The 12,813-nt window shown below is 33.8% G+C and carries 15 protein-coding genes; 9 read left to right on the top strand and 6 right to left on the bottom strand.

Annotated features, from left to right (window positions below):
- Window positions 1-19: 19 nt before the first annotated feature.
- The 6 genes from waaF to recA are packed head-to-tail and all read right to left on the bottom strand — an operon-like array spanning window position 20 to window position 4,849.
- Window positions 20-1,036 (bottom strand): lipopolysaccharide heptosyltransferase II, encoded by a 1,017-nt coding sequence (gene waaF / locus HCAN_RS02005; protein WP_006655063.1) that lies wholly within the window; start codon window positions 1,034-1,036, stop codon window positions 20-22.
- Window positions 1,037-1,081: 45 nt separating this feature from the next.
- Window positions 1,082-1,582, bottom strand: coding sequence for a shikimate kinase (locus HCAN_RS02000; RefSeq protein WP_006655062.1), 501 nt, complete (start codon window positions 1,580-1,582; stop codon window positions 1,082-1,084).
- On the bottom strand, window positions 1,569-2,276 hold the full coding sequence (locus HCAN_RS01995) for an AMIN domain-containing protein (protein WP_006656743.1): 708 nt from the start codon (window positions 2,274-2,276) through the stop codon (window positions 1,569-1,571). Before HCAN_RS01995 ends, HCAN_RS02000 begins: the two co-directional genes overlap by 14 nt.
- Window positions 2,273-2,524: a hypothetical protein gene (locus HCAN_RS01990; protein ID WP_232049077.1), complete on the bottom strand. Its 252-nt coding sequence runs from the start codon at window positions 2,522-2,524 to the stop codon at window positions 2,273-2,275. Before HCAN_RS01990 ends, HCAN_RS01995 begins: the two co-directional genes overlap by 4 nt.
- A 2-nt stretch (window positions 2,525-2,526) precedes the next feature.
- Window positions 2,527-3,801: a phosphopyruvate hydratase gene (eno, locus tag HCAN_RS01985; protein ID WP_006655059.1), complete on the bottom strand. Its 1,275-nt coding sequence runs from the start codon at window positions 3,799-3,801 to the stop codon at window positions 2,527-2,529.
- A 10-nt stretch (window positions 3,802-3,811) separates the two neighbouring features.
- Window positions 3,812-4,849 (bottom strand): recombinase RecA, encoded by a 1,038-nt coding sequence (gene recA / locus HCAN_RS01980; RefSeq protein ID WP_006655058.1) that lies wholly within the window; start codon window positions 4,847-4,849, stop codon window positions 3,812-3,814.
- A gap of 158 nt (window positions 4,850-5,007) precedes the next feature.
- Here recA and HCAN_RS01975 point away from each other — a divergent pair, with 158 nt between their 5' ends.
- The 9 genes from HCAN_RS01975 to coaE all read left to right on the top strand — a co-directional run bounded on the left by HCAN_RS01975 (window position 5,008) and on the right by coaE (window position 12,791).
- Window positions 5,008-5,217, top strand: a complete 210-nt coding sequence (locus tag HCAN_RS01975; RefSeq protein ID WP_006655057.1) for a DUF4492 domain-containing protein — start codon at window positions 5,008-5,010, stop codon at window positions 5,215-5,217.
- A gap of 9 nt (window positions 5,218-5,226) precedes the next feature.
- Window positions 5,227-6,768: a cytochrome ubiquinol oxidase subunit I gene (locus HCAN_RS01970; protein WP_006655056.1), complete on the top strand. Its 1,542-nt coding sequence runs from the start codon at window positions 5,227-5,229 to the stop codon at window positions 6,766-6,768.
- Window positions 6,769-6,777: 9 nt separating this feature from the next.
- Complete coding sequence (cydB, locus tag HCAN_RS01965) at window positions 6,778-7,902, top strand: cytochrome d ubiquinol oxidase subunit II (protein ID WP_006655055.1); 1,125 nt, start codon at window positions 6,778-6,780, stop codon at window positions 7,900-7,902.
- Between the two features lie 110 nt (window positions 7,903-8,012).
- A complete protein-coding gene (locus HCAN_RS01960; protein WP_006655054.1) occupies window positions 8,013-8,654 on the top strand; it encodes a 3-methyladenine DNA glycosylase in 642 nt (213 codons plus the stop codon).
- Between the two features lie 9 nt (window positions 8,655-8,663).
- Window positions 8,664-9,968: a M20/M25/M40 family metallo-hydrolase gene (locus tag HCAN_RS01955; RefSeq protein ID WP_006655053.1), complete on the top strand. Its 1,305-nt coding sequence runs from the start codon at window positions 8,664-8,666 to the stop codon at window positions 9,966-9,968.
- 53 nt (window positions 9,969-10,021) lie between these two features.
- Entirely contained in the window at window positions 10,022-10,870 is an 849-nt protein-coding gene (locus HCAN_RS01950) for a peptidyl-prolyl cis-trans isomerase (RefSeq protein WP_006655052.1), read from the top strand.
- 10 nt (window positions 10,871-10,880) lie between these two features.
- Entirely contained in the window at window positions 10,881-11,330 is a 450-nt protein-coding gene (locus HCAN_RS01945; protein ID WP_006655051.1) for an META domain-containing protein, read from the top strand.
- A gap of 58 nt (window positions 11,331-11,388) precedes the next feature.
- The gene (locus HCAN_RS01940) at window positions 11,389-12,192 is read left to right on the top strand and encodes a spermine/spermidine synthase domain-containing protein (RefSeq protein WP_006655050.1); all 804 of its coding nucleotides are present in this window, start codon (window positions 11,389-11,391) and stop codon (window positions 12,190-12,192) included.
- Window positions 12,189-12,791, top strand: a complete 603-nt coding sequence (gene coaE, locus HCAN_RS01935) for a dephospho-CoA kinase (RefSeq protein ID WP_006655049.1) — start codon at window positions 12,189-12,191, stop codon at window positions 12,789-12,791. The genes HCAN_RS01940 and coaE overlap by 4 nt, the downstream gene beginning before the upstream one ends.
- Window positions 12,792-12,813: the final 22 nt, after the last annotated feature.

Below are 12,813 nucleotides of genomic sequence, written 5' to 3'. Positions count from 1 at the left end.
ATATTAATTTTAATGGAAACTAACTTATAAGGGAATGAATTTTTTCAATCACCCATTGTGGTTTTAATTCTCGCATACAAGCGTGATAAGTAGCAGAATCTTGTGAGATAGGGCAGGAGCGTTTTTTGCAAGGTTGGCACGAAAGTGCTTTGTGAAAGGTTTGAAGAGAAAGAATATAAGAATGCTCTGCATTAAAGGGGCAAGTTTCCTCTTGGTTAGTTGGTCCAAAAAGTGCAATAGTGGGAATATTTAAAGCTGCGGCAATGTGCATAGGACCGCTATCATTGGTGATAAGAATGTGAAGTTTTGAAAAATACGCCATTAATTCTTGAAGATTGGTTTTTCCACTTAGATTTAATATTTTATTGCTTTGTTTAAGATAAGAGAGAATCTTTTCGTTAATAGGGTTTTCTGATTCTACGCCAAAGAGAATCACACAAAAATCGTGCTTTAATAAATCCTCTATCACAGCAGCAAAATATTGCTCCTCCCAACGCTTAGCACTTCCAAAAGCCGCACCCGCATTGATTCCTGCAATTTTTAAATGATTAAAATGCATAGGAAGTGTTATGGAGATTTTAGGTGGTTTTAAATAGAGTTTTGGCTCAACGCAATGATTAGGAATAATAGCTTCTACAAGTTTGGCAAACCTTAGAGATTCGTGGAGTTTTTTGGGCTTTTTTAAGGCAATATTTAAAAGTAAAGAACGCAACTCATTGGCATAACCAATGCGTTTTTTAGCACGATTAAAAAATAAGAAAAGTGCGGAGAAAAAGTTATTTTGAAAAGTCAAAGCAATCTCACAAGGAGGAATAGCTTTAGCAAGTCTATAAAGTGCTAAAATTCTAAATTTAGCTTGTTTGCTATTATCAATGATAGTCGTGATATTAGAATAATGGCTAAAAAGCGCGCAACTCACCTTACTTCCTACAAAATAAAAATGAGCATTTGGATAAGTGCGATAGAGAATCTCTAAGGCAAATGTCGCCATCACCGCATCACCTAGCCAATTTGGAAGACGAACAAGAATATTCATAATAATCTCTCAAAACTTCTAAAATACTTCAAGCACCCATCTTAATTATTTCATTGGCAAACAATCTAAAATTTCCTGCGTAATTTCTGGAATACTGCGATTGGCATTAATGCAAAAATGTGCAGAATCTTTATAAACTTGATAGCGTTTTTGATAAAGCTCTAAAGCTGCTTTTTGATTTTTAAAAAGTGGTCGTTTAAGTCTCTCTTCTTTGCTAAGACGCAAAAGAATATCTTCAAAACTAAGATCCAAAAAAAACACTTTTCCCATTTGTTTAACATCACAAAACATAGGCATTCCACCTCCTGTTGAAATAATGCAATGGCGGATATTTTGGGATACAAAAAGACAAAATGCTCTCTCAAGATCTCTAAAATATTGCTCGCCTTTTTGAGAAAAAATTTCAGGAATTGTCATGTTTTCATTATTTTCAATCATTAGATCACTATCAAGTATCAAGGAGCGAGTATGTTGATAAAGTGCTTTGGCAACGCTACTTTTTCCACTTCCCATAAATCCAATCAAGACAAGATTAGTAGAATGCAATTTCCAAACCCTCTTTTGTATTTTGCAAAGAATATTTATATTGTCCATCTAAATTGAGCGTGATTCGGTAAAAATCCAAATGAGTCTGCAACTCTACTTTATTCACAACTGGCAAATGCGTTGTCATTGAATCTTTCAAACTTTGTTTGCTATTATTTTTAAAATCAAGAATCAATCGTGTTGGAGAAGCAAGTGTAAAATCTCTTATTAACTGCAAAGGTGTTTTTAAGGTAATCTTTTTATCTTTAATATGAAAATCAAAAAGTTTATGGAAGTTAAAATCACTCATAGTAGGTAGGGTCGCATTTGCTTGCACTTCTTGACTTAACACAAGTGGAAAATGCCAATCAATATCCCCATCAAGTTCTTTCTCAATAACACTAATAGAACCATCAAGATTTTGGTAGGAAAGAGTAATTTTTTTAATCTTTCGTGCCGTAGAAGGGAGATTTAAAGCTGTTTGAGTAAATAAATCCAATTTAGGTGGATTTGAAATCTGCCCACTCTCCTTTGGTGTCATCACTGATTCAAATGGATTTCTAGTAACTTTTGTGCTATTGTTTTCACTCACTGACTGCACTTTTTGCACTTCTATAGGAGCTTGAATATTAAGTTCTGGAATCTTAGGTAATGCTTTGGGCTCATTAGCAAACACACTCAAAACAAAGATAAACAATACACTCAAAATCTTCATTGTGGCTCCAATCCTTTCAATTCAAAAAATTCTTTTTGGAATTTTGCATTTTCATCCATAAGATGCTTTACTTCTTGGGACATTTGCCTTTCTTTTTCTCTAAGTTCCAATAAAACCTTTAAAGAATTATTACCAAAGAGTAAATTCCCAAAATAAACTCCTGCGATACAAATCACCAACAAAAGGCTCAAAAAGGGAAGTAGCTTATAAAACCCTCCCTTTTGGTAGCCAAAATCTTCTTCATCCATCATTATTTTCTAAAAAGACTTTTTCCTAAATATTCTGGATAAGCCAATTCATTTTCAATTGCTAAAAGTCGATTGTATTTTGCCATTCGCTCACTCCTTGCTGTTGAACCCGTTTTGATCTCCCCTGTATTAAGTGCAACAGCAAAATCAGCTATAAAGCTATCCTCACTCTCTCCGCTACGATGACTCATAATGCAACGATAATTATTGCGTTGTGCTAGACGCACAGTTTCCATAGTTTGACTTACCGTTCCTATTTGGTTAGGTTTAATAAGCACGGCATTAGCAACATTTTGCTTGATTCCTTGAGCAAGAATCTTAGCATTTGTAACAAACAAATCATCGCCCACAAGCTGAATCTTATTTCCCAACTTTTGTGTAAGCTTTTCCCAACCACTCCAATCATCTTCGCTCAAACCATCTTCAATTGAAACAATAGGATATTTTGCAATAAGCTTTTCATAATATTCAATCAATTCTTCGCTGCTAAGTTCACGCCCTTCGCCTTTTAGGCAATAGATTCCTTTTTCATTAACAAACTCGCTACTAGCAACATCAAGCGCTATTGCAATTTGATCCCCTTCTTTATAACCTGCTTTTTTCACAGCTTCTAAAATAACTTGAATAGGTTCTTCATTAGTCTTTAAATTAGGAGCAAATCCCCCCTCATCACCGATGCTTGTAATGTGTTTAGAATCTTTTAAAATCTTTTTTAAATATTGATAAATTTCTGCACTTGCACGCATTGCTTCACCAAAAGTATCAAATCCAACAGGCATAATCATATACTCTTGAAAATCCACAGTGTTATCAGCGTGACTCCCGCCATTAATGATATTTAACATAGGCACTGGAAGCACTAAGGCATTTGCACCACCCAAATAACGATAGAGAGGAATATTTAAACTCTTTGCTGCGGCTCTAGCTACCGCCATAGAAACTCCAAGTGTAGCATTTGCACCAAGTTTAGAGAAATTTTCTGTGCCATCTAACTCAATTAGTGTCTTATCAATATCGCTTTGATCAAAAGGACTCATACCGCAAAGTGTATCAGCAATACTGGTTTGAACATTTTCACAAGCCTTTAAAACACCCTTACCTAAGAATCTCTCATCTCCATCGCGTAATTCCAAAGCCTCTCTTTTGCCCGTGCTAGCACCACTTGGGACAATCGCACTCCCCACACTTCCATCGCTCAATAAAACACTTGCTTGAATTGTAGGATTCCCACGACTATCTAAAACCTCTTGTGCTTGAATTTCATCAATATAAACCATTGTTTTCTCCCTATTCTTCTAAATTTTCATCATCATCTGCAGATAAATCATCTGTTACACTAATAGAAGCCTTGATTTTTTCCTCTATTTCCTGTGCAATTTCTGGGTTTTCTTTAAGGAATATCTTGGCGTTTTCCTTACCTTGACCCAACTTCTTATCTTCATAACTAAACCACGCTCCACTTTTATCAACAATATCAAGCTTTACACCATAATCAATTAATTCACCTTCCTTGCTAATTCCCTCACCAAACATAATATCAAATTCTGCCCCTCTAAAAGGTGGTGCAACTTTATTTTTAACAACTTTTGCCTTAACGCGATTCCCAATATTTTGCTCACCTTGTTTTAAAGTCGCAATGCGTCTTACATCAATCCTTACACTCGCATAAAATTTTAATGCATTCCCACCTGTAGTGGTTTCTGGGCTTCCATATCCCATCACTCCAATTTTCATACGAATTTGATTAATAAAAATCACCGTCGTATTCATTTTGTGAATCACACCTGTAACTTTTCTTAAAGCTTGGCTCATAAGCCTTGCTTGAAGTCCCACATGCTGATCACCCATATCCCCTTCAATTTCACTTTTTGGAGTAAGCGCAGCAACAGAATCAATAATGATCAAATCCACGCCCCCACTTCTTGTAAGCGTTTCTAGAATCTCCAAAGCTTGTTCTCCAAAATCCGGCTGAGAAACAAGAAGATTCTCCACATCAACACCAAGTCTTTTAGCATAGGTTACATCAAGAGCGTGTTCTGCATCAATAAAAGCACAAATTCCACCTTTTTTTTGACATTCTGCTACTACTTGCAAGGCAAGTGTTGTTTTACCTGAACTCTCTGGTCCATAAATCTCAATAATTCTGCCCTTTGGAATCCCACCAATTCCAAGAGCAATATCCAACCCTAAAGAACCTGTGCTAATTGCATCAATTTTTTCTACAGGTTTATCTCCAAGCCTTATTAAAGCACCTTTTCCAAAGGCTTTATCAATTTGTTTAATAGCTAATTCTATCGCCTTTTGTTTATTCTCATCTAATGCCATTCTTTCTCCTACAAGAAAATAAAAACTAAATTCTAACGAATTAAAATAAAATAGACCCTTATTCTGAATAATTTTACTATATTTTTTGCCTAATGTTTTTTTAAAATTAAAAGACTAAAATTTCAAATTCATTTCAAATATAGCCAACAAGGGAGACAATGCAATTCTTATCTAGAATCTTTTACCTTTATTATGATGGTTTTAGAAATATGACTTTAGGGAGAAGTCTTTGGCTAGTCATCATCCTTAAGCTTCTCATTATCTTTGGTTTTTTAAAAATCTTTATTTATGACAAAAGCCTAAAAACAAACTTCCAAACACAAGAAGAAAAAAGCAAATTTGTTAGCAAAAATCTCACAGAATTTTAAAGGAATAAAATGGAACAAGAATTACTACAAAGAGCAGCAAGTGTCGATTGGAGTAGAGCGCAATTTGCCTTGACAGCACTTTATCATTTTTTATTTGTGCCTTTAACTTTAGGGCTTTCTTTTATTTTAGCAATTATGGAAAGCATTTATGTTAAAACTAAAAATGAAGAATGGAAAAAAATTACACAATTTTGGCTAGGAATCTTTGCAGTTAATTTTGCTATTGGTGTAGCAACAGGCATTATTATGGAGTTTGAATTTGGGACAAACTGGGCAAATTATTCGTGGTTTGTTGGTGATATTTTTGGCGCACCATTAGCCATTGAGGGCATTATGGCTTTCTTTTTAGAAGCTACTTTTTTTGCTGTAATGTTTTTTGGATGGAATAAAGTCTCCCCTAAATTTCACTTACTTTCCACCTGGCTTGTTGCAATTGGTTCTAATTTAAGTGCCTTTTGGATTTTGGTGGCAAATGGCTGGATGCAATATCCTATTGGAACAACCTTTAATTTAGAAAGCGCTAGAAATGAAATGACAAACTTTTTTGAAGTGGCATTAAGCCCTGTAGCAATTAGTAAATTTTTGCACACCATTTCAAGTGGCTATGTTATTTCTGCTTTACTTGTAATGGGAATCTCTGCTTGGTTTCTCTTAAAAGGGCGTGATGTTATAGCGGCTAAAAAATCGCTCATTGTAGGAGCAAGTTTTGGGCTTATCACTTCAATCTTTCTCTTTGTTAGTGGTGATGAAAGTGCCTATCAAGTTACCCAAAAACAACCAATGAAACTTGCTGCAATGGAGGGAATCTACGAAGGTGAGCATCGAGCAGGACTTGTAGCCTTTGGTATTTTAAACCCCAATAAACAAATTGGAGATGATCAAAATACCTTTTTATTTAATATTACTATTCCTTATGCACTTTCAATTTTAGGAAATCGCTCTCGTAATAGCTTTGTTCCAGGAATCAATGATTTAGTGTATGGTAATGCAGAAAAAAACATTATGAGTATTGAAGAGAAAATCCAAAAAGGTCATCTAGCCCTAGAAGCCTTTAGAGAATACAAAAAAGGTAGAGAATCTGGAATTGCTGCAAATGATTTAGGACAATATTCTCAAATTGTCAAAGAAAATATGCCTTATTTTGGATATGGCTATTTAAAAGATGCTAAAGAAGCCGTGCCACCAATTGCCCTAACCTTTTACACTTTTCACTTAATGGTGGCATTAGGAAGTTGGTTTTTTGTTTTATTTATTGTAGTGCTCTATCTTGCAATGGCAAATGAAATTACAAAATTTAGAAAAATTCTATGGATTGCTTTATGGACAATTCCGCTTGGATACATTGCTGCAGAATGTGGCTGGATTGTCGCAGAAGTAGGTAGGCAACCTTGGGCGATTCAAGATTTAATGCCTGTTGGAGTGGCTGCCACCCATTTAAGCAGTGTTAATGTGCAAATTTCTTTCTTTATCTTTTTGGTTTTATTTACCGCATTGTTAATTGCTGAAATTGGCATTATTTTGCGACAAATCAAAAAAGGCTTTGCACACTAAGGAGAGAAAATGTTTTTTGGATTAGAATTACTGGGATTACAAATTTATTGGTGGGGTATTTTAAGTCTTTTGGGCGGACTTTTGGTGTTTATGTTTTTTGTCCAAGGCGGACAAGGAATGCTTTTTGAACTTACTAAAAATGAAGAAGAAAAAGCACTTATTATTAATTCTTTAGGTAGAAAATGGGAACTTGGATTTACCACTTTAGTGCTTTTTGGAGGGGCTTCATTTGCTGCTTTTCCTTTATTTTATAGCACTAGTTTTGGTGGGGCATATTGGGTTTGGCTTATTATCCTTTTTTGCTTTATTATTCAAGCTGTTAGCTATGAATACCGCAAAAAGGAAGGCAATTTACTTGGATCAAAGACTTATGAAGTTTTCTTGTTTATTAATGGAATCTTGGGAGTTTTTCTTATAGGCGTTGCGTTAAGCACCTTTTTTAGTGGAGCAAATTTTAGTTTAGATTCTTCTAATTTTGTAACTTGGCAAAATCCTGCCAAAGGCTTAGAAGCCTTACTTAATCCTTGGAACTTCCTTCTAGGTTTTGCCTTGGTTTTTTTAAGTCGAATCTTAGCTTGTGGCTATTTTTTAAACAATATTGATGATGAGACTTTAAAGCCTAGATTCCAAAAAAAGATTCTGCCAAATAGCGTTGCATTCTTGGTTTTTTTCCTTGCTTTTTTATTTTGGATTTTTACTAAAGAGGGCTTTGCTCTTTTGCCAAATGGAGATATTGGCTTACAAAAATACCTTTATTTGCAAAACTTCTTAGATTTTCCTTTTTTAATTGGAATCTTGCTAGTTGGTGTTGTATTTGTCTTATTTGGAATGCTAATGACTTATAAGGGTTGCAAAAAAGGAATCTTTGCCTTAGGCATTGGCAGCGTGTTAGCCGTTTTTGCTATTTTGCTATCCATTGGGATTGGCAAAAGCGCCTTTTATCCAAGCTTAGTTGATCTACAAAGCTCACTTACAATTCAAAATGCAAGCTCAAGCTATTACACACTAAGCGTAATGGGCTATGTAAGTTTGCTTGTTCCTTTTGTTTTGGCTTATATTATTTATGTGTGGAATCTAATGGATAAAGTCAAAATTACCAAAGAAGAATTAAGAAAAGATTCTCATCAATACTAAAGGATTAACAATGACAGAATTTTTACTCATTATGTGGCCCGTAGTAATTTACATAGCCTATAAGTTTGTATGGCTTAATATTAGCCACATTGAAAAAAGCAAAGAATCAAGTGCAAATCCAAAATAGCTTTGATTTGTTTTGTCTTTTAAAAAATCTTGGATATTTAAAAAATCCTCCCCATAACCTTTGGTGGCCCAATGCGGGAAGATTTGAAGTCATTATAGGGGCAATTTTGGTGCAAAATACGCGTTGGGAAAGTGCTTTTAATGCAATTAATCGCTTGAGGACAAAAGATTTGCTTAGCCTAGAATCCTTAGCAAACATTCCCCTAACCACTCTACAAAACCTTATAAATGATGTGGGATTTTTTCGGCAAAAATCGCAACGAATCCTTTGGTTATGTCAAAATATTTTAGTAGAATTTGGAGATTTTGAGAGTTTTTGTGAAAATGTCAGCAGAGAGTGGTTGCTTAGCCAAAAAGGCATTGGCAATGAAACTTGCGATGCAATTTTATGCTATGGTGCTTTAAGAGAAGAAATGGTAGCTGATCAATACACTTATAAACTTCTCAAAAGTTATGGTTATGAATTAGAAAATTACGACGATATTAAAGAATGGCTGGTGAGTGGAATAATAGAAAATTACGAAAAAATATGCAAACTCTATGGATACCCCATTCCACTTAATGTGCTTTATGCGAGATTTCACGGAAAAATCGTGGAATACTGCAAAGAAAATAAATTCAAATAAGGATAAACCTTGAAAGAAAATTTTGAACCCTTAGAATTATTTTTAGAAATTTGTAAGATTCCTCACCCAAGCAAAAACTGCTCTAAACTCAAAGAATGGATTATCACAAAGGCAAAAGAAAATGGAGCGACTACAAAAGAAGATAAAGCTGGAAATTTACTTTGCACAAAAGGTAATCCAAGAATCTGCTTACAAGGGCATTATGATATGGTGTATGTGGGAGAATCAAAAGATTTTAAAGTGCAGCCTAAATTTTTAGATTCCAAATGGCTTAGTGCTTTAGATTCTAGCCTTGGAGCGGATAATGGAGCAGCATTAGCTTGTATGATTCTAGCCTTAAGGGATTTTGATAATATTGAATGCTTATTTACAAGTGATGAAGAAGTGGGAATGATTGGGGCTAATCATTTGGAATTAGAAATCCATTCGCCCTATATTGTAAATTGCGATAGCGAAGACATTGATGAGGTTATTTATAGTTGTGCGGGTGGATATGATTTAGAAGCCAAGAAAGGATTTGAAATTTTAGCAATCCCTCAAGATTATAAATGTTTTGAAATCAAAACTCAAAACTTCAAAGGCGGACATAGCGGAATTGAGATTCACAAAAACATTCCTAATGCAATCTTAGAATTAGCCAAAATAGCTAGAGACTTAGAGGGAATTATCATTGAGTTTTGGGGTGGGGAAAAGCGCAACTCTATCCCTGTAAATGCAACCTTAAAAATTGCCCTTAAAGATTCTCAAGCTATTCAACTCAAATCATTATCAGAGAATTTTATCATCACCCCTCTAAAACAAGCAAAGTATGGCTATGCTTGCAAAGATCTACTCACTGCTATCTTGGGGCTAAAAAATGGCGTCATTAAAGCCAAAGATGATTCTCTACTACTTTCAAGCAATTTAGGAATCTTAAAGCAAAATAATGAGAATTTTACATTTTACGCAATGGGAAGAGGCAATCAAGAAGAATTAATGCAAGAAAATATTGCTCTAAACCAAACCTTTTTGAAATCTTTAAACTTTGAAGTAAATATATTAGATTATTATGCACCTTGGTTAGAAGAAGGAGGAAAATTACTAAAATTAGTATGGGAAATCTACCAAAAACACAACAAAAATGCAAAATTAAAAAGCATTCACGCTGGACTTGAATGCGGAATCTTAAAATCAAAATTCCCTAAAGTAGAGTTTGTCTCCATAGGACCAACCATTCTACATCCCCACTCTTTGAATGAAAAATTAGATTTGGAAAGCTTTAAGAAATTTTGGATAATTTTGCAAGAAATTTTACAGAAGAATCATAATTTTTAGAAAATACCCAAAAAGTTTTTGCTAGAATCTTAAAAAAATTGTAGTGAGAAAAAATGAAAAAATATCTTTTAACAAGTTTATTGAGTTTTGTGGTGATAAGTCATGCATTTGGTGCCCCTTCACTAGTGAATGGAATTGCTTTTTTTGTCAATGGCAATCCTGTAACCCTACTTGATGTCTATAAAGTGCAACAAAGGGATAAAGTGGAACAAAATCTTGCTGTAGATATTCTCATTAATGAAAAACTACACGAAGAAGAAATCAAAAAACATAAGATTGTTGCGACAGAATTAGAGCTAAATGATGAAATTAGTGCCATAGCAAGACAAAATCAAACCACTCCCGAGCAGCTTGAATCCTATATTCGCACCAATGGTGGAAATTGGGAGAATTACAAAGAGGAGATCAAAAAAAGAATCTTAAAAAGAAAGCTTTATCAAATTATCTCCCAAGAAAGCCTAAAAATGGTAGATGAAAACCAATTACGCAGTTATTATGACACGCATAAAGAAGAATTTTCAATCCCACAAAGCATTGATGTAACAAAGTTTTTTAGCAAAGAAGGTGCAGCATTAGAAACACTTATCAAAAGTGGGGGCAAGGATATCCCAAAAGGTATCGGACAAGAAAATGAAGTTTTACAAACTACTGCCTTAAATCCACAAATTGTTTCTGCCTTTACACAAGGAAAAATAGGCTCTTTCACCCCTATCTATCCTATTGGAGAAGACTTTGTTACTTTCTTAATTAAGGCTAAAAACAATCCAACCCTTGCACCTTTTGAAAATGTTAGAGATATTGTTTTACAAAAAATTATGTCTCAAAAAGAAGACTATTTAATTTATGAATATTTTGAAAAATTACGCTCTAACGCCAAAGTTAGTATTATTCGCTTAAACTAAAGGAGAAAAAATGAAACAAATTATCTTAGGCACCATTCTTGGAATTGCGATGTTATTAGCAGGATGCTCAAGCAAAAATCCAAATACAAAAGAAATGGCACAAGACTCTATCCATCAAACCCTACAATCCAAACAAGAATGGAAAATTCATAGCTTTAAACTCAATAATGCAACAGAAATCTTAACCTTTGAAAAAGAATACCCATTTTTCATTGGCTTTAAAGAAAAGGGGGTTTTTGGCACTTTTGGTTGCAATAATTTCTTTGGGAGCTATGACTTAAATAATGATAAATTAAAAATCTCCAATACCGGTATGACCCGCAAAATGTGCGAACCAAGAATTATGGAGCTTGAATCAAAATTGACAGAAAATGCTTTAAACAATGAAAATCGAGTAGAAGTTCTTAATGATGGGAAAATTTTGATATTCCGCAATGATTTTTATTTATTAATCCAATAGTTTAAAGATATTTTTACCTAAAATACAATAGATTTAACAAAAATTAAAAAGGTTATTTATGTGGATAACAAAAAACTATAATGAAAAATTTCAACAAGAATACAAAATTGAGAGCAAACTTTTAGAAGCAAGTGGAATTAAACACCATTTAGAAATTTTCAACTCTCAAGCATTTGAAAATATTGCTTTAATTGATGATAAAATTCTACTCAAAACTATGCTTCCCTTACAAAGTGAGCTTTTAGCGCATATTAGTGCTTGTTCTCACAAAAATCCCAAAAAGATTCTGATTGCTGGGAGTTTCAATTTAGAAATAGCTTTTGAATTTTTACGCCATAGTGATCTAAAAGTGGATTTCTTACAATTTGATCTAAAAATCCTTGAATCACTAATTAGCTTTTTCCCTCATTATCAATCAGTAATGCAAGATAAAAGATTCACCCTTATCCCTCAACAAAAAGAAGAATTTTTACAACAAAATCAAACCAAAACTAATTTCTATGATATTATTATCCTTGAAAATAAAACTGATTTTAAAGCCTATGAATCATTATTAGGGGAAGATGGAATTTTAGTAACAAAATCCCCCCACTTGATCCTTGAAACAACAGAAGTTAAAAAACAATTAGAATTACTTGATGAGAGCTTTAGGGTTAAAATGCCCTTTTATATTCCAATGTCTTTAGATATACAAGACTTCTATCTTTTTGCTTCCAAAAGATTTCATCCAACTGCCGATATTATGCTACAAAGAGCAGATATGCTAGAAAATTTAGAATATTATCACGCCAACTTGCATTTGGCTGCTTTTGTGATTCCCAAGGAAATGAGAAATACTTTATTTGGAGCTATTAGGAATTGAGTTTTAAATATGCCATTGTTTTAACCGGTGGAATTGGAAGTGGCAAAAGCACGATTGCTTCATTTTTAAAACTCTATGGATATGAAGTGGTTTGTGCTGATAGTATCGCACACACCATACTTGATCAATCCACTAAAGAAGTGGTTGAAATTTTTGGCAAAGAAATTTTAGAAAATAATAGAATCAATCGAAAAAGGCTTGGCGAAATTGTCTTTAATGATAAAAAAAAGAAAGAGATATTAGAGAAAATTTTACACCCAAAAATCAAAGAAGAAATTTTAAAACAAGCCAAAGCCTTGGAAACCAAGAAGATTCCCTATTTTTTAGATATTCCCCTTTTTTATGAAACAAAAAACTATCCTTTCAAAGAGGTTTTGCTAGTCTTTGTGCCAAGGGAAATTCAAATCCAAAGAATCCAAAAACGCGATCATCTTGAATTACAAGCCATTCAAGCACGAATCTCATCGCAAATACCCCTTGAAGAAAAAAAGCAATTAGCAAGTTATGTCATTGATAATTCAGGAGACTTAGAAAACTTACAAAAGGAAGTGGAAAAATATTTACAAGATTATCTTCCAAAGGTTTTAGAGGAAAATTAAGTTTTATTTGGTATAATTCGCT

The sequence above is a fragment of the Helicobacter canadensis MIT 98-5491 genome (assembly GCF_000162575.1).
GTDB classification, from domain to species: Bacteria; Campylobacterota; Campylobacteria; order Campylobacterales; family Helicobacteraceae; genus Helicobacter_D; species Helicobacter_D canadensis.
The sequence above is the reverse complement of the archived record's forward strand: the minus strand, read 5'-3'. Positions and strand labels throughout refer to the sequence as shown.